Raw genomic sequence first — 25,162 nt, 5'->3', positions numbered from 1 at the left:
AATCGAAGTGGAGCTTTGTCCATATGAGACAAGGAGTAACGGAGTTTTATTAAAAACAAAATGTTAACCAGTTGTTACGGGTGGTTTTTAGTTGTACCTTTGCTTACATTTTGTTCGATTGGAGGGGTTGTGTTGTTGAAAAAAAGTGGGAAAATAGTACGCAAACTGAGATTCCAAATTTGAAAGGATGCGTTTCCAACTTATGGCGAGGCGAGTATTATGAAACTGTTTTTAATTCTATTGATGTCAATTTCTGGTGGTGTAGCGGCAGCTGACCATATCCACTCTTTCTTGTTTGGCTTCTATATTGCTGCATTGGCAGTGGGTAGTTGCTATTGGTTAGCTTTCCGTAGCACGCGTTTCCCACAGTTAGCTCTAATGTTATTGATGTGTGGCTTTTTCGCGAAAATTGCAGTGACAGTTGTCGGTGTTTCTTGGGGTATCTCGAACGATATCATTCAATCGCCGTTCATTTTCTCATTGTCATACCTGTTCTTCTTAGTGGTTGTGTCTTACGTTTGGTTTGCATACCGCGATAAGTTGACGCTAAAAAAGCGCGCTAAGCAGGTAGAAGACTCTCGCAAGCAAGCGGCTGCATAATTGCAGAACTAATACAGAATTCTAAAAAGAGCTTTCTTCGGAAGGCTCTTTTTGATCTGGCCTTAACTTGAGTGAACTCTAGCTATAAGGCAGATAAAAGAAACCCCAGTATGGTGACATACTGGGGTTTCTTGTTATTTATCTAGTATCTAGCCGCTATCATCTAGCAAATACAGGTCTTAACGCGTGTTACTTCTTCATCAACTTTGCTAGATCGGCAAAGGGATTGTGCGTTGCTGATTGATGGTCGTCTAAACGGGCTTTTGCATCAACACCGTAACGGTCATGATCCGTGTATTTTGAGTGCTCATGATCGTGACAGTACAAGCACAGTAGTTCCCAGTTGCTGCCATCTTCAGGGTTGTTTGTATGGTCGTGATCCACGTGGTGAACGGTAAGCTCTCTCAAGTTTGAGTAAACAAATTCACGTGCACATTTACCACAAACCCAAGGGTACAGTTTCAGTGCTTTTTCGCGGTAGCCTTTCTCTTGGCGAGCGTACGCTGCACTCGAGCCTGTGTAATCTGAAGACATTGCCAAATCCTTATCAATTGTAATCTCCCGATTTTATCACAGCTTTCTGGAAGCTGTAGGAATGTCGTGACTAAATCACGTGTCGTACTAACCGATATGGGGCTTAGGTTTGATTGAGCACTTATCTTTTACGTGTGCTATCTCATAAAGCAGGTTATGTCTTTCTGGAATAAGCCATGCTTAACAGTTTGAAAAGAAATTGTATTTAGGGGTTTTAACCAAGGGAGCGTGACCTAATATCAGTTAAAGCTACCCTATATTAATAAGGAAATATCATGTCAGAACAATACACTCCGCCAAAAGTTTGGGTTAACGATGCTGATGGTGGTAACAAGTGGGCAAATATCAATAGTCCTGAATCTGGCGCTCGCTTTGATAAAGAGCTTCCTGTTGGTGATCATGCTTTTCAATTGTATTCCCTTGGCACACCTAACGGTCAAAAAGTCACTATCTTGCTAGAAGAGTTGTTAGCGGCGGGTGTTAAAGAAGCTGAATATGATGCGTACTTGATCAACATCGGTGAGGCTGATCAGTTCTCTTCTGGCTTTGTTGGTGTAAACCCGAATTCGAAAATACCAGCACTTGTTGATAAGTCTGGTGACGAAGATGTGAATGTCTTTGAATCGGCATCCATCTTGATGCACTTGGCCGAAAAGTTTGGTCACTTTTTACCGAAAGAGGGCGCTGCTCGCACTCAAACATTAAATTGGTTGTTCTGGGCACAAGGCTCTGCACCATTCCTAGGTGGTGGCTTTGGTCATTTCTACGCTTACGCCGATGAAAAGCAAGAATACCCAATTAACCGTTTTGCGATGGAAGTGAAACGTCAACTAGATGTATTAGACAAACAGTTAGCGAATAACACGTATGTGGCAGGCGAAGAGCTTAGTGTTGCAGATATCGCGATTTGGCCTTGGTATGGCAACCTTGTACTAGGTAAAACATATGATGCCGCTGAATTCCTTCAAGTTGAGTCTTACGCCAACGTAGTTCGCTGGGCGAAGCAACTAGAAGCGCGCGAAGGTTTCCAACGCGGTCGAGTGGTTAACCGTTCATTTGGCGAAGAGTGGGAGCAAGTACCAGAGCGCCATTCCGCGGAAGACATTGACCGAGTTTTAAAGCTACGCCCTTAGTGATTTTAAAACGATAGTCGACACCAGTATCTCTAGAGTCTGTTTTAGCGGCCAACGTTAACTCAAACTCTAGTTTTTTGTTCCATCGAATCATTCCTTCCTTATATCAGTCTTTCGATAAATACCGTTACTATTCGCTTTCACTTGTCAATTGCTGTTTTTGTTTATGTGGTTGAATATTAATGGCTTTTACCCTATTTAATGCCCTGTTATTAGAGTTGTTTCATACTTTGTTACATTTCAACGATTAACTATTTATTGTAATGTTATAACATAACAATAAATTAATTGGTGATGTATCTTAGAAAGGAAAAAGTTGTGAATAAAAAATTGGTTTCTCTAGCGGTTGGTAGCATTCTCGTTTCCCCTGTTTTTGCCGACACGTTGTCGAACCCTCAAATTGGTGTCGTTCTTGATGGGTATTATCAAGACGGTCAACGTAATAACTCAGAGCGCGGCGAAGGCTTTGGTCTTGGTCATACAGAACTGAACATGTCTGCGAATATCGATGATAAGTTTTATGGCTCTTTGACTACGGTTATTGAAACTCACGATGATGAGACTGAATTACTGCTCGAAGAAGCTTTCATTGAAACACTGACGATGCCTTACGGTTTAAGCATTCGAGGTGGTCGTTTCTTGTCTGATTTCGGCTACCTAAATAACCAACATATGCATACCGATAGCTTTGTTGAGCGTCCTGCCGCTTACCGTACATTTTTAGGCTCTCATTATTACGATGATGGTGTTCGTGCAAACATCGTTCTTCCTACAGATCTGTATGTGAAGTTCGGTGTTGAAGCGCTAAGTGGTAGTAAGATGTCGTCTGTTGATGATGGCTCTGACGTTGGTGTTTACACTACAACTCTTAAGCTAGGTGACGACTTTTCAGAGTCATCAAGCTGGCAGTTTGGTTTGAGCTACTTACGAAATGAAAACGGTAAAGTTCGTGAGTTTGGAGACCATGATCACGGGCATGACCATGACCACGATCATAGCCACGGAGCGGCGGTAACGGGCTCAAACTTATACGGTGCTGACTTTGTATGGAAGTGGGCTCCAAACGGTAACTACAAATACCAAAACTTCACGCTTGCTGCTGAATACATGTTGTTAGATGGCATCGTCGATGACAAATTCAAAAATGACGCAGAATCACCAGATACACTAGCAGGCTACTATGTCTCGGGTGTCTACCGATTTAGCCCAAGCTGGTCTGCTGGCCTGCGTTACGGTGAAGCAGAAAGCTATGATGGACACGCACATGGTGACCACATGCACTTTACTGCAATGAACGACAAAGAAGCAGATGCAATGATCGCTTGGGATTCATCTCATTTTGGTACAGTTAGAGCGCAATACTCTCGCGTTGAAAACCAAAGTAAAGAGACAGATAACGTATTTACCCTTCAGTATGTGATGACCTTTGGGGCGCACGGTGCTCATGCATTCTAGGAAACTCCTACTTACAATGGCAACAGGTGTTGCCATTGTATCCTCATCTATAATGGCATCTTCGTCTGCAATGGCGTTGAATATTTTCGTTTGTGAGCCTGAATGGCAAGCTCTTGTTCATAGTCACGCTCCTGATGCCAACATCTATTCGGCGACTACGGCTAAGCAAGACCCGCACTATGTTCAAGCAAGACCATCACTTATTGCCAAAATGCGTCAAGCAGATATGGCAATGTGTTCAGGGTCTGAATTAGAAGTAGGCTGGTTACCAATGCTGCAAGTACGCAGTGGTAATCCTGCGGTTCAAGATAGCGCGCCCACCATGTTATACGCGAGCGATATGGTAGGTATGCTTGATACCCATGACCATGTCGATCGAAGCATGGGAGACATCCATGCTCACGGAAACCCACATGTTCAGTTTGCTGCTGAATATATGATTCCTATATCGAGAGAGGTCACCAAGCGTTTACAACTGCTTGATCCTGACAATGCACATATCTACATGCGAAATGGAATGAAGTTTCGTGCCAACTGGCGTAATAAATTGGCAGAGTGGGAAACGAAAGCAGAGCCGTTACAAGGTAAAAAAGTGGTCGGTTATCATGCTACATATCGTTACCTCTTTGACTGGTTAGATATGGCGCAAATTGCTGATTTAGAACCTAAGCCTGGGATATCACCGACTACGTCACATTTACAGTCATTGACCAAGTTGGATCCTGCTTCGTTTGATGCGATTGTGTATTCATCACATCAAGACCAACGTCCTGCTAATTGGCTTAACCAGCAAATCAACAAGCCTACGATACAGCTACCATTGACGGTTGCAGAAGGTCAGAGCCTTGACCAAATGTACGATCAAGTCATTGATGAATTGCTTAGAACGCTCGTTAACCCAGACACATCAACGAGATCATAATGTTGAATGAATATGGTTGGTTGGCATCTGCGGTATTGTGTGGATTAATTGCATTAGTCGGCAACATTGTGCTTGGGGAGCAAGTCCTCAAGCGCCAGATCATCTTTATTGATCTCGCTGTCGCGCAAGTGGCTGCCCTTGGCGCCGCTTTGAGTCACTATTGGTTGAGCCGATATGCACAGTTTAGCGGCTCTTGGTTTGCAGAGATGATTGGCCCGTGGGTCATGTCATTGTTGCTATGCGGATTAATTGCGTTAATGGAAAAGCGTTACAAACAACACTTAGAACCAATGATAGGAAGTTTGTTTGTGGTATCGGCTTCATTAGCGATTCTATTGGTCAGCAAAGATCCTCATGGCGCCGATTTTATTCAAGGCATTCTCAACGGGCAGCTGTTGTGGTCTACCTGGGATGATGTCTGGCCATTGGCAATAATCACGACCGCGATGTTGGTGTTGATTAGCGTAAAGCCTGAATTTATGCAGGGAAGTGGCTTTTATCTTATCTTCGCTATTTTGATGCCGATCACCGTAAAGCTGACTGGGATATATTTGGAGTTTGCGTTACTGGTGATTCCTGCGTTATGTGCAGCTGCCTATAAAGGCGTTCGCTTCTTTATCGCGAGTATTGGGATTGGCACTGTCGGTATTTTATCGGGCTTAGCGGTGTCGGCTTATTACGATTTGCCAAGTGGCGCCAGCATTGTCATCACGCTGTTTTTGGTGGGGGTGATGTTTAATATTGTGATGAAGTTGATTAGAAGCACTTGTACTGATAGTTCGACACGAGCTTGTGGTTAGGAAAAGGCCTCTAAGGTTTAACTTGGAGGCAACGAACCTGACGTTAACAAGACCATGGCGCTTTCTCTGTTTAGAACCGATAGCGCTGGCATATTATATTTAGATTTAGCTATTAAAGGCGGTTTAGGTATAAAATCGCGACATCATAATTCTAAAGGATGGTGCCATGTACCACGGTCATATCTATTTCCCTCTGCGCTTTGCAGAGCAGGCAGAAACACTGCGTCAGAAAATTCTATCAGAACGTAAAGATGTGTTAGAGACTTTCCCATTAATACAGCGTTTGGTTGGGCCACATAAGATGCCGATGTTTGAGATTCACTTTTCGAACAAAGAGTCGGGCATTGTTGAGTGGTTGGAGCAAGAGCGCGGCGATATGTCGGTGTTGATTCACCCAGTAACGAGCGGTGAAGAAACGCTAGACCACACGGTTCGAGCTATTTGGCTTGGTCGTGAGCTGGGTGTGTTTGAAGATACGCTGACTAGCTAATTTAATTCTGCGCCCGACAGTGTGTATCTAATAATTGAACTTAGTAACTTAGTAACTTAGTAACTTAGTAACTTAGGTGCTGTCGGGTGTGTCAGCGCACTGCTCGTTTTGCTCATCGTCTTCTTGCCGAAATTCTAGCTTCTCCAGCTATTCCCAAGTAACAGCGATACCGCTACCGAAACGCCTAATGCGATTAATATATTAGGTAAGTACAGACCCCAAATCGCGACACAAACCGCCACGGTTACCACAGCCCACAACAGTGTTTCCAAAATCCAAGTGCCCATAAAATAACTCCTAACTAGATTGTGCGACTAGCATAACCAAGCAAGGGTAAACTTTTGGTCACCATCAAATAACCATTTGGGCAAATGGCTACAGTATGACTTTAACGATGAACTCATTGTTGTGGGTTTCATGAGTAAAACGCCAACCTTGGTTCTGGCAAACGCGATCAATGAGCTCTAGGCCGATACCAAAAGAGGTTTGCTGTTCTGAGTCGTTTGTTAGGTTTTCATCTTCCAAACGGTTGGTCACCTCAAACTGATGTTCTGTCAGTGTGATACATATATCTCCGTTGCCACCATGTTGGAATGCATTTCGGACTAAGTTGGTGATCACAACCTCAGTTAACTCGCGGGGAAGGGAGTGTTTGCCTTGATCGACCTTGGTGTGGATCTCTACTTCTTTGTTTTTGAGAAGATAACGTTGGCTTTCGATAATATTATTGAGTAGAGGAGTAAGCTTGATTTGCTCATAGTTGGTTTCTCTCTCGTTATTGCGACTCATCCACAGCAGCGTTGTTACCAAGGCTTTCATGTTGGTGGCTGAGCGTTGGATTCGCGCTACCGCTCGTTGACCACTGTTAGGGATAGTTTCAGACAACCGAACCAGCATATCCCCACTGGCTGAAATAGTGGCAATCGGTGTTCTTAACTCGTGGCTAGCTGCTCTTAAGAAAAAGCTCTCACGCTCATTGGCCTGACGCTCACCTTGTACGCTCTTAACAAGCTGCGAAGCCAACTGGTCGATTTCTTTGTATCGAAACTGAGTCAGCCCTTCAGTGTTGCCAACATCCAGAGATTCAGACCATTTTGATAGCGTAATGATCGGTTTAGTAACTCGATGTATCAGAAGACGAATGATCAAGAACACCAAGAGTAATAGGACGCCGATGGCAATGAAGGCATTGTTAATTTGGTTGACGGAATCAGGTGGGTTCAGCTCGAATAGATTCAAGTAGATGGCTTCGTCGTATTCAGAAATGATGTATAACGCTTCGTCGCTACCTGATATCGGATGCTTGGCTGCATAGAGGTATTGGCCTGAATCATTGTTAGCTGATTGCTCGTAGTGTTCATAAATTGCATCGTTATCAAACGCTTTCCAATCAAAGGTTTGTTGAAACTTAACGGGCAGACCTGAATAACTTAGAAAGGCTTGGAATGTTGGGTTTTGGTAGTCTGGCAGTTGCCCTGTTTCGATGTATTGCTGCTCTGCCACTTCCAACTCATACAGAAATCCATATTTTGCCGATTCATTGAGACCAATATGATAGCTCTGAGACACCATCAAGCTGTAGATGGCAGTGAGTAATACGACGATGCCAAATAAGTAGAGGTAGATATCACGCTTGATACTGACTCGATTCATGTCCGGGTGTTTCATGATGGCTCCTCATGCAAGACCACACCAATACCATGAACCGTGTGAATTAGTTTTGAGTCAAAGGGCGCATCAACCACTTGGCGAAGCTTAAACAGGTGTGCTTTCACGCTGTCAGAGCTTGGCATTTCGTCTTCCCATGCTTCTTCAAGCTTGGCTTTGCTCACCACGTTAGGGCTGTTTCGCACTAGCATCACAAGCATTCGCCAACATACTGGTGAGAGCTTCAATAGCTTGCCGTCTCTAAGGGCTTGGTGCTTGTCTAAGTCCAGTTTGAGATCTGCGACAGACAGCGACGTCACCGAACCTTGAGAACGACGCACTAGCGCCATGAGCCGTACTTTTAGCTCTTCCATTGCAAAAGGCTTCACTAAATAGTCGTCCGATCCAACCTCGAAGCCAGCGATCTTGTCTTGCAACGTATCTCTCGCCGTTAACATCAGAATGGGTGTAGTAACGCCTTGCTGTCGAAGTGACTGACACACATCGAGTCCATCCATTTTAGGCATGTTGATGTCGGTGAGGATAATGTCATATTGCCCCTCTAAGGCGAGGTTAAGCCCTGCTGCGCCGTTATAGGCAAAGTCGAATTCAAACCCATCGAGTTCCATATAATCTGCAATGGCTTCTGCTAAGTCACTGTCGTCTTCAATCAACAGGGCGTTAATGCTCATAAGTATCCTTACTTTATTTCTCGTTCTCTTTTCCAAGCCCAAATAGGCGGCTGAATAAGAAGTTGTAATCGGTAGTTCCAATTTGGCGCATGCCATAATTGTTGGCACAGTTTAACGTAGCCGTGGAAATATACCTTAAATGGGTTCACAGAGTTGATTCGAGGAATGACGCCATAGGTGACTTCTTGCTCTTCTTTGGCAAAAGTACCGAACATGCGATCCCAAATGATCAGTATTCCCGCATAGTTTTTATCAAGATACTGTTTGTTGGTCGCATGATGGACTCTGTGGTGTGAAGGCGTATTAAACACCGCTTCGACAGGGCGAGGAAGTCGTCTAACGGTTTCAGTGTGCAATAGCGTTTGGAACAGCTGAACAAATGTTTCACACATCAGGACAACAAATGGGTTAAAGCCAAGCAAAATGAGTGGCAGATAAAAGAAGAATGGGAATAACCAATCTAATGGCCCAAAGCGATAGGCGACCGAGATGTTAAAGTAAGGGGAGCTATGGTGAACAGAGTGCGTTCCCCATGCTAAACCATTACTGTGCAAAAATCTGTGTTCCCAGTAGTACGCGAGATCGGCCAAGATCAAACAACCTAGAATCGTCCAACCAGATATTGGTAGCTGAGTTAGGCTGAAATTTTCGTAGGCGTAAACAAAAGCACCGACATAGGCTAACCCGACAAAGAAAAGGGTAACCAATAAGAAGAATAAGGTGACTAAGTTGGTCGCGCTATCTCCCAACATGTTCCAGCTGAGCTTTTTCTTAAAGGCATAGCGGATAAGCTCAAAGATAAACAGAGCCAGAGCAAGCAGTAGAAAATTATCATCTACCCAAGTCTCGGTAAGGATGATGCTTGTTTCTGTGAATGTTTGAGAGAGAAAGCTCCCAATGCTATCCAAAGTGAAATCCATAACTAAATCCTTTACTGGTTGTTCTTATAATAGACGTATAACTCACTAGAATCTGGCAACCCATGCTGATTCAGTTGGTGGTACTCAATGACCATATCCACTTCTTTTAAAATCGCGATACCTTCCCAAGCTTGTGCTAATTCCTGTTCGGTATGTTCGCCGTTACCTAGCAGAAGGGTGCCTTTGGCTTTGATTGGAATCTTAATTAAGGGTTTGTTTTTATTTAATCTTGATTGCTGAGTCGGGAAGCCAATCGTGATTGTTGCTTCGCTGAAATCTAAGCTGATGTCTTGATAGATTACGATGACTTGTTGTTGATTCTGTCGCTGGTGTTTAGTTACCTCTTCGTCATTTACTTTGATGTTCTGATAGAAGTCCACCCACAACTCTGGAACGTCTTCTAAAGGAATGTTTTTGCTTAAGCCTTGTAGATAGATCGTTTGTGTAGCTTGAGAAGCAATAGGTTGCGTGTTTTTAGTGACCAGTGGCTTTGCCTTGATTGGTTTAGCTATTGAAGGCTTGACCGTTGATACCTCTTTGATTGGCTGTTCCGTCGATGCGTCTGCAATTGCAGGTTGAATATGGAGTGCCCCCCAGACAGCGCCAGTAATGCCGACTGTTGTGAGTAGTGAAGCGAGTAATTTCATGCTCATTCCTTGTGTGTCATTTTTCTTATCAGCGACAGTAAAGGAGTTGAGGTAAACAAAAGGTAACCGTGGGGATTGTTTTGGTCAGAGAGTATTGGTGATTCATTAAAAAAGGCTCCTCAAATGAGGAGCCTTTGTTTTATTTGTTGCATTGAAATTATCAGTGCATCAGAAACGCTCTAAATTAAAGAGCTTGGGGGATTAAGCTTGGGCTTCCACTTTATCGCTGCTCATTTTTTTAAGAGCTGCGTAACCAAAGCCTGTTACTGCCGTACCTGCTGCAATCGCCACTAGGTACATAAGAACCGGAGAGATAGCACCAGGAATCAGTAGTACGAACAAGCCGCCGTGTGGAGCCATTAGTTGTGCACCAAACATCATTGATAGAGCACCAGTTAGTGCGCCACCTGCCATACAAGCTGGGATAACACGCATTGGATCTTTCGCTGCGAATGGGATTGCACCTTCAGAGATGAAACATAGGCCAAGAACGAATGATGCTTTACCTGCTTCACGTTCGCCCGCTTCAAACTTGTCTTTCACTAGGAAAGTCGCAAGGCCCATACCTAGAGCTGGAACCATACCTGCTGCCATGATAGCGGCCATTGGTGCGTAAGTTTGCGAAGCCAGTAGACCAACACCAAACGTGTAAGCGGCTTTGTTTACTGGGCCACCAAGGTCGAAACACATCATAGCGCCTAGAATCACACCCAGAAGAATCGCGTTAGACGTTCCCATGTTGTTTAGGAAAGTGGTCATTGCGCTCATCACGCCAGAAACAGGGCCACCCACGATGTAAACCATCACAAGACCAGTGAACAAACTCGCGATAAACGGAATGATCAGGATTGGCTTGAGGGCTTCCATAGATTGTGGAAGTTGAACTTTGTCGGCAATGAATTTTGCTGCGTAACCGGCAATGAAACCTGCTGCGATACCACCAAGGAAACCTGCGCCTGTTGAGCTCGCCAACATACCGCCGATTAGACCTGGAGCCAGACCCGGACGGTCAGCAATCGAGAATGCAATGAAACCCGCAAGAACAGGAATCATCAGTGCGAACGCAGAACCACCACCGATAGTCATCAGTGCTGCCGCTAGTGTGCCTTCTTCTTTAAACGCTTCGATACCGAACACGAAAGAGAGTGCGATGATCAAACCACCTGCAACAACTACTGGAAGCATGTGAGAAACACCAGTCATTAGGTGCTTGTACACGCCTTTCTTCTCGTCAGCAGGTGCTGAATTTGAAGAAGCAGTGTGTTGGTATGGTTTAGCTTCTGCGAACGCTTTTTCCATCTCTTGCTTTGTTTTCTTCAAAGCAGGGCTTGTCGTTGTTTTGTACAGCGCTTTACCGTTAAAACGATCAAGAGGAACGTCGATATCTGCCGCGATGATAACAAGATCAGCGTCTGCGATTTCTTGGTCTGTCAGTTGGTTCTTCGCACCTACAGAGCCGCGAGTTTCCACTTTGATTTGGTGACCTAGGCGTTTGCCTTCTGCTTCAAGCGCTTCAGCTGCCATAAAGGTGTGTGCAACACCAGTCGGGCAAGCCGTAATCGCTACGATCTTTTTGCTGCCTGTGCTTGCTGTTGTAGAAGAGTTTACTGAGGTACCAGTCACTTCCACTGTAGTCTCAACTTGAGAAGCGTCTAATACTGTTGCTTCTGCTACCGCTTTCTCTAGAAATGCTTTTGCATCTGCAGTGCATTCAGAGATAGCCGATTGGTACACTTTCTTGCCGACAAAGCGCGCTTTATCAACGTTTGTGTTGGCTGCGATAACCACAACGTCGCTGCTGTCGATAGTGTCTTGCGATACGGTTGAGTCTGGTAGCACGCTTGATTGACATTCAATAGCGGCGTTCCAACCCAGTGCTTTTGTCGCTTGTTCTAACAAGCCTGCGGCGATGATGCTGTTTGCTACGCCACTAGGGCAAGCTGTGATAATGGTAATATTCATAATAAACCTTTTGTCCTATTTGCTTGTGTCTAACTGGCTAGTTGGAGCACTAAGCGACTGTAATTGGATATTTTGTAGTACTGAATCCAGCTCTTGTTGGCTGGTGATGCCCACGCCTACCTGTGAAACTGCTAGAGCAGATAGGGCGGTTGCGAATTTAATAAGTTCTGGTTTTGGCATCTGTTGCATGTGACCCCAACACAGGCCTGCGACTAATGTGTCACCTGCACCTACTGTGCTTACCACTTGCATACGCGGTGGCTGAGCATGTAACCATTCACCTTGGTTTAGCCACATCACGCCTTCTGCGCCAAGTGATACCACGATGTTATCGATGCCTTTTTCACTTAGGGCTTGGCCTGCGTGTTGGCATTGGTCACGTGTTGTCAGCTCTGCATTGAACAGCTGAGACAGCTCTTCATCGTTTGGCTTAATTAACCAAGGTTGTGCATTGATACCGGCTTTAAGTGCGTCACGGCTGCTGTCGAACAGCACCTTTTTACCTAGGTCACGCAAGCGTTGTACCCAAGAAGCGCAAAGCTCTGGCGATACGCCTTGTGGCAAGCTGCCTGCAATCACGAAGTATTCGTGTGTTTCGGCCAGCTCTAACAAGGTTTCTTCAAACGCTTTAATCGCGTCAGCATTAACAGGAACACCTGGGAAGTTGATGTCGCTAACTTGACCTGAGTTCTCTACCAATTTCACGTTGATACGAGTTGCGCCATCTACACGGATGAAGCGGTCAGTTGCGCCCATTTGTTCAAACAGTTGGCAGAATGCTTCTTCGTTATTGCGACCAAGGAAACCTGTTACGGTCACTTTCGCGCCAAGCTCTGAAAGTACTTTTGCTACATTAACGCCTTTGCCCGCAGCATGAAGAGAACCTTTGTTTACCAAGCTCACTGAACCCACGTTCAGTGCGTCGATAGCGCCAGTTAGGTCAAGAGCAGGGTTTAGCGTAACGGTAACGGCTTTGATTTGTTTATCAGACATATCGATTCCTTAACCTTCGCCAAGGCCTGAAGCGATAGCTTTACCAATCGATTCAAGTGCTTGTGCTGCATCTTCACCTTCAGCAACAAACTGAAGCTGGTGGCCGTGTTTAACGCCAAGTGCGATTACTTTCATCAAGCTCTTCGCGTTCACTTCTTTTCCGTCGCCATCTAGGTTTGAAACACGGATCGTTGATTCGAATTTCTTCGCTTCAGCCACCAACATTGCGCCCGGACGAGCGTGCAGGCCGTGTGCGTTTTTGATTTTGAATACTGCGCAGTTGTCATCGTCTTGAGAAGCTGTAGAAACCGCTTCACCTTTCAGAAGACCAATCACTTGTGCGGCATCAGCAGTTAACAGTTGTTGCTGTTTACCTTCGAAAACCATCTTGCTTAGGTTTGCCAGAATAGATTGGTGCGCGCTGTTACAAGCGGCGAATGCCACCAATGCTTTAACTGGTGTGCCTTCGAATTCACAATGGTTGGCTGTTGAAACGAACGATACGCCAGTGCGTGTTACGCCTTTGTCGCTGCCCAACAACCACAGGCCTTGGCCTAGGTGAGTCGGTGTTTTCGTCACTAGGTCGGCAACGAATGCGTTGTCAGTGCAACCTGTGTTCTTAAGTAGGCCGCCCGCCACTGCAGACATTTGAATCATGTCGCTTGCAGGGAACAACAGCTGAACTAAAGAAGCGTCTAGGTCGGCTTCTAGTTGAACTTCGCCGTTAAGTAGGGCGATGATTTCGTCTTCTGATTTCGCTTGCTTTAATTTCTCTTCAACGCCGTCAGCCGCTAGCACTTTCGTTAGTTGCTTAAGAATGCCTAAGTGCTCGTCAGATTTAGCTGCAATACCAATTGCTACGTAAACACGGTTGCCGTCTGCCCAATCAATACCTTCAGGGAAGTGGTGTACCGCAACGCCTGTCTCTTTTACTAGGCCACGCGTATCCGTGGTGCCGTGAGGAATCGCGATGCCGTTACCTAGGAACGTTGAGTTCTGGTTTTCGCGGTTCAGCATTCCTTCAACGTAGCCAGAGTCAACTAAGCCTTTCGCGGTTAGGTCGCCAGCAATGTTCTGGATAGCTTTGAATTTGTCATCGGCCGTTTGACCAAGAGTGATGTCAGATTTTGATAATTTAAGCATGGTGCCTCTTTAGCGTATCGCTTGAGAATTTGTGTATCGCTACGATTCAGTCTAGAGCAAGAATTAGTGAACTTTACTCGTTGCTTTGCTCTTTGTTTTACTTTAGCTGAATCGGTTCAGCATTCAGTGTAAAAAAATTCAGCAAAGCCGATTTTGGTTTTCAAAATAGTTTTGCTGCGTGTCGTAATTTCAGTTTCGTTAATAACGAGAAGTTGAATCACAACAAATGACGCTCAATCCATTCAAAAGGATGATTGAAGTCACTTTTCAGATTTTGCTGAATCCTTTCAGCTTTTATACTGAATCGATTCAGCATATAATTCAACTAATCCGAGGATCAGATCATTGGTTATATGATCCTACGCACAAAATACAGGTCACCCATATGACACTTGATGAAATTGCTAAATTGGCTGGAGTATCGAAAACCACGGCCAGTTATGTCATCAACGGCAAGGCGCAGAAATACAGAATCAGTGAAAAGACTCAGCAGAAAGTCATGGCGGTTGTGGAAGAGTATAACTACCGACCAGACCATGCTGCTTCGTCGCTGCGTGCTGGTAATAGCCGTTCATTTGGTTTGATTATTCCTGATCTGGAAAACAGCAGTTATGCGCGTTTAGCAAAACTGATAGAGCAGAACTCACGTAAAGTGGGCTATCAGATTTTGATTGGCTGTTCAGATGATGACGCTGAAACCGAGCGAAAGGTCGCTGAAGCTTTGGTCAGTCGTCGTATTGATGCTTTGCTGGTGGCGAGCTCAATGCCAGACGCCAATGAGTTCTACTTGAAGCTGCAAAACTCAGGCACACCCGTAATCGCGATTGACCGTCCTTTAGATGATGAGCACTTTGCCTGCGTGATCAGTGAAGATTTCGAAGCTGCATTTGAACTAACGCATTCGATTCTCGATGACAGCATTCATAGTGTTGGCTTGATAGGTGCACTACCTGATTTAAATATCTCACGTGAACGTCAGCTGGGTTTTGAAGCGGCGAATAAAGCACATACTCAACAAACAGGGCTAGCAGAAATCAAGCCGATGGTTGTGGGTTATGGAGAACACTTTGATAGAGAATCAGGGCGCGAGGTTTTTGAAGACTGGATAGCTAAAGGCACAGTTCCTGATGCGATTGTGACTATGTCTTACACCTTATTAGAGGGTGTGCTGGATGTGATGGTTGAAAAGCCAGAGCTGATCAATCAAGTAAAACTGGCAACCTTTGGTGATAACCGACTGCTCGACTTCTTGCCTTTTAAAGTCCACTCACTGCCGCAGCAATTCGAAGTGATTGCCGATAGTGCTTTTGCACTTGCTTTGAACGCGTCAGCCAAGCGTTACCAAGCTGGCATTGAACTCGTGCCAAGAAGCTTAGTGAAACGAGGTTAGCTCGAGTGTTACGGTTAGCTAGAAGCCTCGCGTTTAGCTCGAGCTTGGAATTAACTCGAACCTGTAATTAACTCGAACTTGGTTTTAACTAGCACTGAGTAATAAGCCCATTTCTACAATGGCAACAATGCCGAGCAACAAAGCCAACACTTTCCAAAACTGGATCGGGTTTCGGTTTATCAAAGGTTGCTTGGCTTTGCTTTTGACCAAGCTTTGGTTTGGTGTGTAAAGGTCTGCCACAAAATCCCCCAACACTTGATGACGTTCGCTTGGTGATTCGGCACAGGCTTTTTGTAAAACCAAATCAACCCAAGCTGGTATGTCAGTACGCTTTTGTGTCAGCGATTGGTATTCCCATTGATGATGACGAGATTGCTTGAGCGATTGTGCAGACATCTCAGAGTAGGGCAGTTCGCCTGTGAGCATTTCATACCCGATGACTGCAATAGAGAATAGATCCGAACTTGTGGTCGCGGTATTGTGCTTTATGGTTTCCGGTGCAATGTAATTAACAGCGCCCAATGGTACCGAGTCTTGCTCTGATTTACTTCCTTCTTCAATACCTCTTACCAACACAGCCCCAAGATCAATTATTTTAATCTCGCCATCACGTTGAATCATGATGTTTTCAGGTTTTAAGTCTCTGTGCACCATATCTGCACGTTGTAGCACTCGGATACCTTGTGTGATCTTATCGAGTATATCGCGCACTTGTTTGAGTGAAGGTTTTGGATTGTCGTACATCCACTGTCTCAGCGTGATGCCTTCTACCCATTCGCAGATTTGATATAGGAATTGCGAGTGTTCTGGCGTCGGGTAGACCTTCATTACTTTCTTGTTGTTCAGCAGGATCCCTGCCCATTGTTCGTTAAAAAACGCGCTCAGTTGTGCGGGGCTATCGTGATATTGAACCGACGGTACTTTCAAGACGAATTCGGTTTGTGTCTCTTTCTGCATTACACGGTATACATGGCTTCTTGAACCTGCATACAACACCTCGAGTACCATATAGTTGTCGATGCTTTGCCCAAGCTTTAAAGCGGGTGGGATAGCACGTTTAGCCAGCTTTTCATGGAACTCAATGAGCGAAGGTTTAGGTAGGTGACTGACTTGCACAATCAAGCAGCTCACGTTGTCTGAACTGTTGTGGCTTAAAGCTGTGTTACAGATCGTTTGTGCAGCGTATTCAAAATCCGCTCCTGGTTTGTCGATGTGATCCTTGAATGTGTTGGGCGAGACAAACTCGTGTACGCCATCAGATGTCAGGATGAAGCAGTCGTCTTTCTTAATAGGAAGCGTTTGATAGTCAACGTTGAGCTGATTATCCATACCCAAAGCTCGAGTTAGGTAATGTTTCTGCCCCATGTTCTTACGAGTGTGGTCGCGAGTAAGCTGTCGTAATTCGCCATCTCTCAATAGATAAATGCGACTATCGCCTACATGGAATATATGTGCGGTGTTGGATTTTAATATCACGCTGCTAAAAGTGGAAACGAGCGCATTGTGGTTCACTTGTTGTGCGGGATGAATATTAGAAACAGAAGTGTTGAAGAGCCAAGAATTGAGCGAGGTTAAGACCTTTTGCGCCGAGCGCTGAATGCTCCAGCTTTTTGGAGTGGCGTAGTAGTCATCAATAAACTGCATCACGCTGGTGTGGCTGGCTTTTTGGCCATGTTCACTGCAACTCGCACCATCGGCTATGCAGGCAACACTGCCTTTTAACTCTTGCTCAGCGCGAGTTTTTGGGTGTTTTACAATGATGGCATCTTGGTTTTCATCACGAATGCCTTTATTTGAGTAACCACCAAACTTCAGCGTCATTTGGTTGTTTGACTCTGGCGTGGTGACTTGTCCTTGGCTGAATGAAATTGTCATAACTGGTCTTCTTCTTAACTGCCGTCTTCTTAACTGGCCGTTTTCTCATCTGCTTGAGAGCACATCTGAGAAAGAACAAAAGCTCTAGTGAACGTAGAGCCTTTGAACGAAGCACCTAGCGTTGATGTATCTGCTAAGGTGCTTCTCCCGATTCAATAATATCAATGCTTCATAGTACTGAGACTAGTTTGAAACATTAATCAGCGTGACACTGCCATCGTCGTTAACCTCGGCAATTTGACCGTTAGGCTCTTCCATGAACAGTAGAGTCACAAAGCCAAGTATGGCGGTCGCAGCAATCACTAAGAAGAAGGTTTGGTAGCTCACGAAAGACAGCACTGTTAAGTAAACTACTGCACCCACATTACCGTAAGCACCCGTCATACCTGCAATCTGACCTGTCATACGTCGTTTGATTAGAGGAACTGTCGCAAATACCGCACCTTCACCCGCTTGAACGAAGAAAGAACACGCCATCGCCGCGACAACCGCTAACCATACAGGCCATGTGCTGTCTACTTGACCCATTGCGAAGTAACCTACAGCAAGACCAATCGTTAGAATAAGCAGTGTTGGTTTACGACCGAATTTATCTGAAATCCAACCACCACCTGGGCGAGACATTAGGTTCATAAAGGCATAAGCCGATGCAACCATACCCGCAAGAACCGGCGTTAATTCAAAGGTTTCAGAGAAGAACAACGGCAGCATAGATACAACAGCCAATTCAGAACCAAATGTCGCGAAGTACAATACGTTAAGTACCGCAACTTGCTTGAATTTGTACTGGTGAATCTCTGGCACTTCTTCTTTGAATACGTTCTTATTTACCTTCCAAACTTGCGACACTTCGTATATGTAAAGTGCGGCTAAACCTGCGTAAACCGAGTAAACCGCCATGTCAGACAGCATGTTGATGTTGGTTGGCGATAGTTTCCATGTCAGTAGTGCTAAAGCGGCATACATCGGGATCTTCATAATAAGTAAGAAGAAAAAGTCACCCTTTGATGTTACTTCCATCGCTGTTACTTGAGCAGGCTTGAAGTAAGTCGAACCTTTTGGTGTATCCGTTACGTTTTTGTAGAACACAAACGAGAACGCTAAGCTCATTACGCCAGTAATACCAACCGCATAACGCCAACCGTCTTCGCCACCAAATGCTAGAGCGAGAGTTGGAAGCGTGAATGCTGCCGCTGCTGAACCGAAGTTACCCCAACCGCCGTAAATACCTTCTGCTGTACCCAGTTCATTGTGTGGGAACCACTCAGACACAAGGCGTATACCAACAACGAAGCCTGCGCCAATGAAACCTAATAGGAAACGTGCAATAGCCGCTTGAATGAAAGAGTCTGCCATCGCAAACATAAAACAAGGGATTGAACAGACAGCAAGTAATGAAGAGTAGACCAACCTTGGGCCATATCTATCGGTTAACATACCCACTGCGACACGAGCAGGAATGGTTAACGCAACGTTGAGAATAAGCAGTGTTTTGATCTCTTCAGTAGAAAGACCAAGCGTAGTTTTCACCATTTGCAGTAGCGGGGCAAAGTTGAACCACACAACAAAGGTGATAAAAAAGGCCATCCAGCTTAGGTGTAAGGTTTTCATCTTACCCTTAAATGAAAGCAGCGAAAATTTTGTGTTATCCATGGTTTAAATCCTTTAAATCTGGAAAATTACCCGGTTTTAGCTCGTGCGTTACTTCCGAAATTCGAACGCATTCATGTGGCTAAACCCTATGCCGAAATTGCTCACGCCTATAAAGCGTTTGCAGGATGATGTCGGCTGTTTATTAACTGGCGATAGCAAGCGGTGCGAGAACTTGTACGTGTTCACCTTGCTTGCGAACTTCAAATTTAACGAGCTTGAGTTCGGGTTGTTCAAGGCATGCGCCAGTTTCTAAGTGGTAATGCTGCTTGTATAAGGGCGAAGCTACGTAAGGCTCACCGCTTAATGAACCAATGATACCACGTGACATCACATTCGCTTTGCCGACAGGGTCGTAATTAGAGAGCCCATAAAGCGTGTCGCTGCGCTTACAGTAAAAAATAGCCACTTGGTTATCGTCTACTTTGGCGCAAATGCCACCATTTGGGGTTAAATCTCTAGTGCTGCATACGGTTGTCCAATTTTTCATGACTTTCTCCTAGTCAAAAGATGAGCTTTATAATCATTATTCGGTTAAGTGGCGTAGTTGCGATGACAGACGAAAGGCATCTATGACACTTCGGTAACTTCAATTTGTTCAGAATTGGTGAGGGCTTCATTTCGAACTTTCTCAGATGAATCGCTCAAGCTCGGCTTAGGGAAACGCTGCTCTCGTTCTTTGATGAATGAAAGGCTAGTGTCCATCTCTTCGCTGTTGATGTAGTGCTGGAAGCGTTTCATCTTTTCAGGGTTTTCGATGGTGGTTTTCCACTCACACTGGTATTTTTCGATATTGAGGGCGATATCTGCTTCAAGTTCTTCAACAACATTGAGCTTGTCTTCAATCACGACTTGTTTGAGGTATTCAATGCCGCCTTCAAGGTTTTCCATCCATACTGATGTACGTTGTAGGCGATCTGCGGTACGTGTGTAGAACATCAGAATGCGGTCTATGTATTGCAGAAGGGTGCTTTCATCAAGGTCGGTAGCAAAAAGGTCACCATGGCGAGGGCGCATACCACCGTTACCACAGATGTAGAGGTTCCAACCTTTGTCGGTCGCGATAATGCCGAAGTCTTTCGACTGCGCTTCTGCACATTCACGAGTACAGCCAGAAACTGCAAACTTGGTTTTATGTGGCGAGCGTAGCCCTTTGTAGCGGTTCTCTAATCGAATCGCTAAGCCTACGCTGTCGTCGATACCGTATCGGCACCAAGTGCTACCCACACACGACTTAACAGTACGAACCGACTTACCGTAGGCGTGGCCTGTTTCGAAACCTGCATCAATCAGCTTTTTCCAAATGATAGGCAGTTCGTTAAGCTGCGCACCAAACAAATCGACACGCTGACCACCGGTGATTTTGGTGTAAAGGTCGAACTCTTTCGCGACTTCGCCAAGCACGATCAATTTGTCAGGTGTGATTTCACCGCCTGCAATACGTGGCACAACTGAATAAGTGCCGTCTTTTTGCATGTTGCCTAGGTAGATATCGTTGGTGTCTTGCAGTTCAATATGCTGATCTTCTAGGATGTAATCATTCCAGTAAGAAGCCAAAATTGAACCGACTGCAGGCTTACAGACTGTACAGCCCAATCCATTGCCATGAGAATCCAATAGCTCATCGAATGTCTTAATTTTGTTGACGCGGATAATGTCGGTAAGTTCTTGTCGAGAATAGGCAAAGTGCTCACAAATATCGTTTGAGACTTCCACACCAAGGTTGCTTAGTTCACTGTCTAAAACTTGTTTAGTAAGCGCAGAACAACCACCACAACCTGTTGAAGCATTGGTTGTTTCTTTTAATGCTGCCATGGTGGTGCATCCAGCAGATACGGCGTCTTTGATATCGCCTTTGGTCACATCAAAACACGAACAAATCACTGCGCTGTCAGGCAGGGCTTCAACACCCATTGCTGAACCAGAATCGTCCGCGAGGTTTGGCAGAATAAGCACGGATGGGTTTTCAGGAAGAGGCATATCATTTTGTTTGATTTGCAGTAGTGACCCGTAAGCTTCGGCGTCACCCACCAATACTGCACCAACAATCTTTTTACCATCAGCTGAGATGATAAGGCGTTTGTAAACTTGCTCGATTTCGTCGTTATAAGTATACGATTGAGCACCTTCTGTTTGGCCGTGTACTTCACCTATACTTGCGACATCAACACCAAGCAGTTTGAGCTTAGTGCTCATGTCGGCACCAGTAAACGAAGCGTCGCTCGCGCCATCAGAGATGATATGCGCTGCTGCGACTTTCGCCATTGAATAGCCAGGAGCCACTAAGCCGAAGATCTTGTTGTCCCAAAGTGCACATTCACCAATCGCATACACATTGTCAATGTTGGTTTGGCAATGATCGTTAATCACGATGCCGCCACGTTCACCAATGGCAATATCAGAGCTACGAGCTAGGGCATCTTGAGGACGAATACCCGCAGAAAACACAATCATATCGGTTTCAAGATGGGTGCCGTCTGCGAAGTTCATACGGTAGCGAGAAGTCTCACCCGCGACTATCTCAGAGGTTGCCTTCTCAGTGTGAACCTGAACACCAAGGTCTTCAATTTTACGGCGTAAAAGCGCACCGCCACCGTCATCCAACTGTACGGCCATCAGGCGAGGAGCGAACTCCACCACATGGGTTTCCAAACCAAGGTTTTTAACTGCATTTGCGGCTTCTAAGCCAAGCAGGCCACCACCAATAACCACGCCCGATTTACTGCTTTTGCTTGATAATTCAATAGCGTCTAAGTCTTCGATGGTGCGATAAACGTGGCAATGTTCTTGGTCGTTACCGGGAATAGGAGGAACAAAAGGAAATGAACCTGTCGCTAGAATTAATGTGTCATAACTCTCGGTATGTCCCGACTCTGTCACAACGCACTTATTGTCAGTGTCTAGTTGAGCGACTTTTGCGTTTAATAGGTAGTTGACGCCATTGCTTTGGTAATACTCTTCGCTGGTCAATGCCAAATCTTCGGCATTTCCACGTTTGAAGTAAGCTGTAAGCTGGACTCGGTCATAGGCTAACCTAGGTTCTTCGCTGAAAGTAATTACATCAAAATCATCACTTTCTGATTGTAATATGTTGTCGATAAATTTGTGTCCAACCATACCGTTACCAACGACGACGATCTTCTTCTTGCTCATAATCCATTCCTTATTCTCGGCTTCATTGTTTATAGCGTTAACGTTTATAGCGTTTAACTTCTAATGGTTAACAAATGAATACCGGGTTGAGATTCCACTCAATTCATCATTATCAAGAAAACAAAAATTGTTTTTCTAACTCTTGGTTTCTAGTGGAGCAAGGAGGATGCCAAATTATAATTTAGCAAAATAAATAAAATTTAATTCATATTTTTCAATTGATTAAGATTTTCGGGTGGCACGCAATTACCCCTAAAGTGGTATGTAATTTTTTTGTTAAATTTATGGAAATGAGCGTTTGTGGTGCAACTTTCCGCAAGATGGTGCAAAAAATAAGTTTTTCGTATCAAGCATTTATTGGGAACTGAGTTTTAATTATTTTTGTTTTATTAAGTTGTTGTTTTTATTTGGTTTTTGTTGTATTTGCGATTCTTTGGTTTAATGGCGTGTTATTTGCTTGATCTAAATAAATACAATTATGGATAATTGAGCGAGAAACGGATGAGTGATTCAAACAGTGGCTGGATAAAATCGACATGTGCCTATTGTGGTGTTGGCTGCGGAATAGAAGCGAGGCCCACTGCATTAGGTAAGCTTGAAGTGCGCGGTGACAAAGAACACCCGTCGAATTATGGAAAGTTATGTACTAAAGGCATTGCTCTAGGTGAAACCGTAACACCTCTAGGTCGTCTTACTCAGCCTACTCATATTCAAAATCAACAAAAACATGAACTCGCATGGGATGACGCCACTCAATTGGTCGCTGATAGGTTTAACCAAACCATTGAAGAGTTCGGCCCTGATTCGGTTGCGTTCTATGTCTCTGGTCAACTGTTAACAGAAGACTATTACGTTGCCAATAAGCTGATGAAAGGCTTTATTGGCAGCGGAAACATCGACAGCAACTCAAGGCTTTGCATGGCATCGAGCGTTGTTGGACACAAGCGTGCATTTGGTAGCGACACGGTGCCTATTTGCTATGAAGATTTAGAGCAAACTGACTTGGTCGTGATTACTGGCTCAAACTTAGCATGGTGTCATCCGGTTCTTTTTCAAAGGTTAAGAGCGGCTAAGCAAGCGAATCCCAAACTGCAAGTGATCGTCATAGATCCTCGTTATACCGACACATGTGAAATAGCAGATCAACATTTAGCGATTGAATCGGGCTCTGATGTGGCTTTGTTTAACGGATTGCTTTCATACCTAGCGGATAATGATGCACTTGATGAAGCCTATATAAGCAAGAACACAGAAGGCTTCCAACAAGCGATCGAGTCAGCAAAGAAGTATGTTTACCACTCTGATTCAAACATCAATTCTGAGCAAGGCGTCAGCCAGTTGACCGGGCTAACGGAACAAGAGGTTGAGCGCTTCTATCGTGCGTTCGCATCAAACAAAAAAGTCGTCACCATTTATTCTCAGGGCGTGAATCAGTCGAGCCAAGGTTGTGACAAAGTGAACGCTATTCTCAACTGTCATTTAGCCACCGGAAAAATCGGACAAGCAGGTATGGGGCCTTTCTCTGTGACCGGGCAACCCAACGCAATGGGCGGTCGCGAAGTTGGTGGTTTAGCGAATACGCTGGCGGCGCACTTTGAGTTTGGGGATGAAAAATCACACCAAACGGTGAGTGATTTTTGGCAAACCGATAACTTAGCAACCAAACCCGGCTTGAAAGCAGTCGAGTTGTTTGACGACATGCTTGAAGGCAAGATCAAAGCGGTGTGGATTATGGCGACCAACCCTGTGGTGAGCCTTCCAGACAGTGCGAGAGTGAAAGCCGCGCTAGAAAACTGTCCATTTGTGGTGGTGTCAGATTGCATTGCCGATACTGAAACCACACGCTTGGCCGATGTTGTGTTGCCTGCGCAAGGTTGGAGTGAAAAATCGGGTACCGTGACCAACTCTGAGCGCCGTATATCAAGGCAGCGCCGCATATTGCCAAGCCCGGGTGAAGCTAAACCTGATTGGTGGATGATTAAAGAAGTGGCGCAGAAAATGGGTCATCAACATGCCTTTGATTATCGTCATGAAGGGCAGATATTTGAAGAGTATTGTCAGATGACTAGCCTTGATAATGCGAATGGCAAGCAACGAGACTTGTGCTTAATAGGTTTAACAAACTTAGACGATAAAGGTTACAGCGAGCTAAAACCCCAGCAATGGCCCGTACTAGAATTACAGCAAGATATCGTAAATAAACGAATGTTCACCGATGGTGAGTTTTTCACTAAGTCAGGAAAAGCGCAGTTCGTTGCGGTTGAACATGCTTTGCCATTAACGACATCGTCACCAGATTATCCGCTTATTATGAACAGCGGACGAGTGCGCGATCAATGGCACACCATGAGTAGAACAGGGCTTGCCTCATCACTTGGAGACCACACTCCCGAGCCGTTCATTGCTGTTCACCCTGAAACCGCCAAGAAATTTGGATTGGAAACGGGCACAAACCAAACCAACCAGGTTGTTAAAGTGAAAAGCGCTCAAGGTGAGTCTCAAGCGCGCTTGGTATTAACCCAAGAGATGCGTAAAGAGCAGGTGTTTATGCCGATCCATTGGAATGGCACCACGGCCAAAGACAGCAAGCCGTGTGACCTGATTTTACCTAACACCGATACCAATTCAGGACAGCCAGAATTTAAACACACACCTGTGATGTTAGAGGCATGCGCTTATCGCAGCGAAGCGGCACTGGTCAGCGACAAGGTGATGGACTGCAGCAGCTTTGATTACTGGGTTAGGCAGAAAGTGGAGGGCGGTTTTCTGTATCGTATCTCGTCATCTAAGAATCCGATGGAGCTAGTTATTCAGCTTGCCAACACACTGGATGAATTACCTGAACCCAACGCAGAAGCGGTTAAATCACTCCATTATCACGGCAATAAATCGTTCAAGAACTATGGTTCAGCCAAGCTTGGTGAGTTTGGCGTGAAACAAGCGTTCGTGGTGAATAGTAACCTAGATCATGAAAGCATCAACTGGCTGGTGGAATGCCTAACCCGAGAAGCCGATGAAGAATTCGAAGCCGAGTTTTTGAGTACCATGGCGAAGTAGTTACTACCTCACATTCATCCATACCAATAGCGTAGACGCCGACAATCATGTCGGCGTTTTTGTTTGAGTGTACAGGCCTCAATCCGTGACAATTCATAG

21 protein-coding genes are annotated in these 25,162 nt (G+C 45.0%); 8 read left to right on the top strand and 13 right to left on the bottom strand.

The genetic code is table 11. The features are described 5' to 3' along the window. Window positions 1–219: 219 nt before the first annotated feature. Window positions 220–600, top strand: a complete 381-nt coding sequence (locus DUN60_RS22285) for a hypothetical protein (protein WP_004730275.1) — start codon at window positions 220–222, stop codon at window positions 598–600. Between the two features lie 189 nt (window positions 601–789). Here the strand turns inward: DUN60_RS22285 and DUN60_RS22280 are convergent, their stop codons facing one another. After that, window positions 790–1,134 carry a YajD family HNH nuclease gene (locus DUN60_RS22280; protein ID WP_004730279.1) on the bottom strand — a complete coding sequence of 115 codons (345 nt, stop codon included), beginning with the start codon at window positions 1,132–1,134 and terminating at the stop codon, window positions 790–792. A gap of 275 nt (window positions 1,135–1,409) precedes the next feature. On the opposite strand from DUN60_RS22280, the gene yghU reads away from it, so the two are divergent. From yghU to DUN60_RS22255, 5 genes are all read left to right on the top strand, one after another. Next, entirely contained in the window at window positions 1,410–2,267 is an 858-nt protein-coding gene (gene yghU, locus DUN60_RS22275; protein WP_017085489.1) for a glutathione-dependent disulfide-bond oxidoreductase, read from the top strand. 318 nt (window positions 2,268–2,585) lie between these two features. Further along, window positions 2,586–3,722 (top strand): hypothetical protein, encoded by a 1,137-nt coding sequence (locus tag DUN60_RS22270; protein ID WP_017082521.1) that lies wholly within the window; start codon window positions 2,586–2,588, stop codon window positions 3,720–3,722. A gap of 16 nt (window positions 3,723–3,738) precedes the next feature. Then, on the top strand, window positions 3,739–4,644 hold the full coding sequence (locus DUN60_RS22265; protein ID WP_108189298.1) for a metal ABC transporter solute-binding protein, Zn/Mn family: 906 nt from the start codon (window positions 3,739–3,741) through the stop codon (window positions 4,642–4,644). 2 nt (window positions 4,645–4,646) lie between these two features. Continuing rightward, the gene (locus DUN60_RS22260) at window positions 4,647–5,444 is read left to right on the top strand and encodes a metal ABC transporter permease (RefSeq protein WP_167409382.1); all 798 of its coding nucleotides are present in this window, start codon (window positions 4,647–4,649) and stop codon (window positions 5,442–5,444) included. A gap of 166 nt (window positions 5,445–5,610) precedes the next feature. Next, entirely contained in the window at window positions 5,611–5,934 is a 324-nt protein-coding gene (locus tag DUN60_RS22255; protein WP_114635489.1) for a DOPA 4,5-dioxygenase family protein, read from the top strand. A gap of 134 nt (window positions 5,935–6,068) precedes the next feature. Here the strand turns inward: DUN60_RS22255 and DUN60_RS24620 are convergent, their stop codons facing one another. The 8 genes from DUN60_RS24620 to fruB all read right to left on the bottom strand — a co-directional run bounded on the left by DUN60_RS24620 (window position 6,069) and on the right by fruB (window position 13,938). Then, window positions 6,069–6,221, bottom strand: coding sequence for a hypothetical protein (locus DUN60_RS24620; RefSeq protein WP_009844874.1), 153 nt, complete (start codon window positions 6,219–6,221; stop codon window positions 6,069–6,071). An 88-nt stretch (window positions 6,222–6,309) separates the two neighbouring features. Then, window positions 6,310–7,602, bottom strand: a complete 1,293-nt coding sequence (locus tag DUN60_RS22250) for a sensor histidine kinase (RefSeq protein ID WP_114635488.1) — start codon at window positions 7,600–7,602, stop codon at window positions 6,310–6,312. Further along, window positions 7,599–8,273, bottom strand: a complete 675-nt coding sequence (locus tag DUN60_RS22245; protein ID WP_114635487.1) for a response regulator transcription factor — start codon at window positions 8,271–8,273, stop codon at window positions 7,599–7,601. The genes DUN60_RS22250 and DUN60_RS22245 overlap by 4 nt, the downstream gene beginning before the upstream one ends. Window positions 8,274–8,281: 8 nt before the next feature. Further along, window positions 8,282–9,193 carry a sterol desaturase family protein gene (locus DUN60_RS22240; protein WP_114635486.1) on the bottom strand — a complete coding sequence of 304 codons (912 nt, stop codon included), beginning with the start codon at window positions 9,191–9,193 and terminating at the stop codon, window positions 8,282–8,284. An 11-nt stretch (window positions 9,194–9,204) separates the two neighbouring features. Continuing rightward, window positions 9,205–9,840: a hypothetical protein gene (locus DUN60_RS22235; RefSeq protein WP_114635485.1), complete on the bottom strand. Its 636-nt coding sequence runs from the start codon at window positions 9,838–9,840 to the stop codon at window positions 9,205–9,207. 201 nt (window positions 9,841–10,041) lie between these two features. Continuing rightward, entirely contained in the window at window positions 10,042–11,802 is a 1,761-nt protein-coding gene (gene fruA / locus DUN60_RS22230) for a PTS fructose transporter subunit IIBC (protein WP_114635484.1), read from the bottom strand. 15 nt (window positions 11,803–11,817) lie between these two features. Next, complete coding sequence (pfkB, locus tag DUN60_RS22225) at window positions 11,818–12,795, bottom strand: 1-phosphofructokinase (RefSeq protein ID WP_114635483.1); 978 nt, start codon at window positions 12,793–12,795, stop codon at window positions 11,818–11,820. A 9-nt stretch (window positions 12,796–12,804) separates the two neighbouring features. Continuing rightward, the gene (gene fruB / locus DUN60_RS22220; protein WP_114635482.1) at window positions 12,805–13,938 is read right to left on the bottom strand and encodes a fused PTS fructose transporter subunit IIA/HPr protein; all 1,134 of its coding nucleotides are present in this window, start codon (window positions 13,936–13,938) and stop codon (window positions 12,805–12,807) included. A 385-nt stretch (window positions 13,939–14,323) separates the two neighbouring features. Between fruB and cra the strand changes: the two genes are divergently transcribed. Beyond that, a complete protein-coding gene (cra, locus tag DUN60_RS22215; RefSeq protein WP_114635481.1) occupies window positions 14,324–15,328 on the top strand; it encodes a catabolite repressor/activator in 1,005 nt (334 codons plus the stop codon). 84 nt (window positions 15,329–15,412) lie between these two features. Here cra and DUN60_RS22210 read toward each other — a convergent pair whose 3' ends face one another. The 4 genes from DUN60_RS22210 to nirB all read right to left on the bottom strand — a co-directional run bounded on the left by DUN60_RS22210 (window position 15,413) and on the right by nirB (window position 22,006). Then, a complete protein-coding gene (locus DUN60_RS22210; protein ID WP_114635480.1) occupies window positions 15,413–17,203 on the bottom strand; it encodes a bifunctional protein-serine/threonine kinase/phosphatase in 1,791 nt (596 codons plus the stop codon). Window positions 17,204–17,386: 183 nt separating this feature from the next. Continuing rightward, window positions 17,387–18,856, bottom strand: coding sequence for a NarK family nitrate/nitrite MFS transporter (locus DUN60_RS22205; protein ID WP_114635479.1), 1,470 nt, complete (start codon window positions 18,854–18,856; stop codon window positions 17,387–17,389). Between the two features lie 142 nt (window positions 18,857–18,998). Next, the gene (gene nirD, locus DUN60_RS22200; protein ID WP_114635478.1) at window positions 18,999–19,343 is read right to left on the bottom strand and encodes a nitrite reductase small subunit NirD; all 345 of its coding nucleotides are present in this window, start codon (window positions 19,341–19,343) and stop codon (window positions 18,999–19,001) included. An 80-nt stretch (window positions 19,344–19,423) separates the two neighbouring features. After that, window positions 19,424–22,006: a nitrite reductase large subunit NirB gene (gene nirB, locus DUN60_RS22195; protein ID WP_114635477.1), complete on the bottom strand. Its 2,583-nt coding sequence runs from the start codon at window positions 22,004–22,006 to the stop codon at window positions 19,424–19,426. A 501-nt stretch (window positions 22,007–22,507) separates the two neighbouring features. Here nirB and DUN60_RS22190 point away from each other — a divergent pair. After that, window positions 22,508–25,063: a molybdopterin oxidoreductase family protein gene (locus tag DUN60_RS22190; protein WP_114635476.1), complete on the top strand. Its 2,556-nt coding sequence runs from the start codon at window positions 22,508–22,510 to the stop codon at window positions 25,061–25,063. Window positions 25,064–25,162: the final 99 nt, after the last annotated feature.

The organism is Vibrio splendidus (assembly GCF_003345295.1).
GTDB classification, from domain to species: domain Bacteria; phylum Pseudomonadota; class Gammaproteobacteria; order Enterobacterales; family Vibrionaceae; genus Vibrio; species Vibrio splendidus_K.
Note: the sequence above shows the minus strand (reverse complement) of the source record. Positions and strands in the feature narration are given on the sequence as shown.

What these genes read in the sequence shown, in the direction of transcription:
- DUN60_RS22285 (WP_004730275.1), top strand. Translation starts at nt 220, where the DNA reads ATGAAACTGTTTTTAATTCTATTGATGTCAATTTCTGGTGGTGTAGCG.
- DUN60_RS22280 (WP_004730279.1), bottom strand. Translation starts at nt 1,134, where the DNA reads ATGTCTTCAGATTACACAGGCTCGAGTGCAGCGTACGCTCGCCAAGAG.
- yghU (WP_017085489.1), top strand. Translation starts at nt 1,410, where the DNA reads ATGTCAGAACAATACACTCCGCCAAAAGTTTGGGTTAACGATGCTGAT.
- DUN60_RS22265 (WP_108189298.1), top strand. Translation starts at nt 3,739, where the DNA reads ATGGCAACAGGTGTTGCCATTGTATCCTCATCTATAATGGCATCTTCG.
- DUN60_RS22255 (WP_114635489.1), top strand. Translation starts at nt 5,611, where the DNA reads ATGTACCACGGTCATATCTATTTCCCTCTGCGCTTTGCAGAGCAGGCA.
- DUN60_RS24620 (WP_009844874.1), bottom strand. Translation starts at nt 6,221, where the DNA reads ATGGGCACTTGGATTTTGGAAACACTGTTGTGGGCTGTGGTAACCGTG.
- DUN60_RS22250 (WP_114635488.1), bottom strand. Translation starts at nt 7,602, where the DNA reads ATGAAACACCCGGACATGAATCGAGTCAGTATCAAGCGTGATATCTAC.
- DUN60_RS22245 (WP_114635487.1), bottom strand. Translation starts at nt 8,273, where the DNA reads ATGAGCATTAACGCCCTGTTGATTGAAGACGACAGTGACTTAGCAGAA.
- DUN60_RS22240 (WP_114635486.1), bottom strand. Translation starts at nt 9,193, where the DNA reads ATGGATTTCACTTTGGATAGCATTGGGAGCTTTCTCTCTCAAACATTC.
- DUN60_RS22235 (WP_114635485.1), bottom strand. Translation starts at nt 9,840, where the DNA reads ATGAAATTACTCGCTTCACTACTCACAACAGTCGGCATTACTGGCGCT.
- fruA (WP_114635484.1), bottom strand. Translation starts at nt 11,802, where the DNA reads ATGAATATTACCATTATCACAGCTTGCCCTAGTGGCGTAGCAAACAGC.
- pfkB (WP_114635483.1), bottom strand. Translation starts at nt 12,795, where the DNA reads ATGTCTGATAAACAAATCAAAGCCGTTACCGTTACGCTAAACCCTGCT.
- fruB (WP_114635482.1), bottom strand. Translation starts at nt 13,938, where the DNA reads ATGCTTAAATTATCAAAATCTGACATCACTCTTGGTCAAACGGCCGAT.
- cra (WP_114635481.1), top strand. Translation starts at nt 14,324, where the DNA reads ATGACACTTGATGAAATTGCTAAATTGGCTGGAGTATCGAAAACCACG.
- DUN60_RS22210 (WP_114635480.1), bottom strand. Translation starts at nt 17,203, where the DNA reads ATGACAATTTCATTCAGCCAAGGACAAGTCACCACGCCAGAGTCAAAC.
- DUN60_RS22205 (WP_114635479.1), bottom strand. Translation starts at nt 18,856, where the DNA reads ATGGATAACACAAAATTTTCGCTGCTTTCATTTAAGGGTAAGATGAAA.
- nirD (WP_114635478.1), bottom strand. Translation starts at nt 19,343, where the DNA reads ATGAAAAATTGGACAACCGTATGCAGCACTAGAGATTTAACCCCAAAT.
- nirB (WP_114635477.1), bottom strand. Translation starts at nt 22,006, where the DNA reads ATGAGCAAGAAGAAGATCGTCGTCGTTGGTAACGGTATGGTTGGACAC.
- DUN60_RS22190 (WP_114635476.1), top strand. Translation starts at nt 22,508, where the DNA reads ATGAGTGATTCAAACAGTGGCTGGATAAAATCGACATGTGCCTATTGT.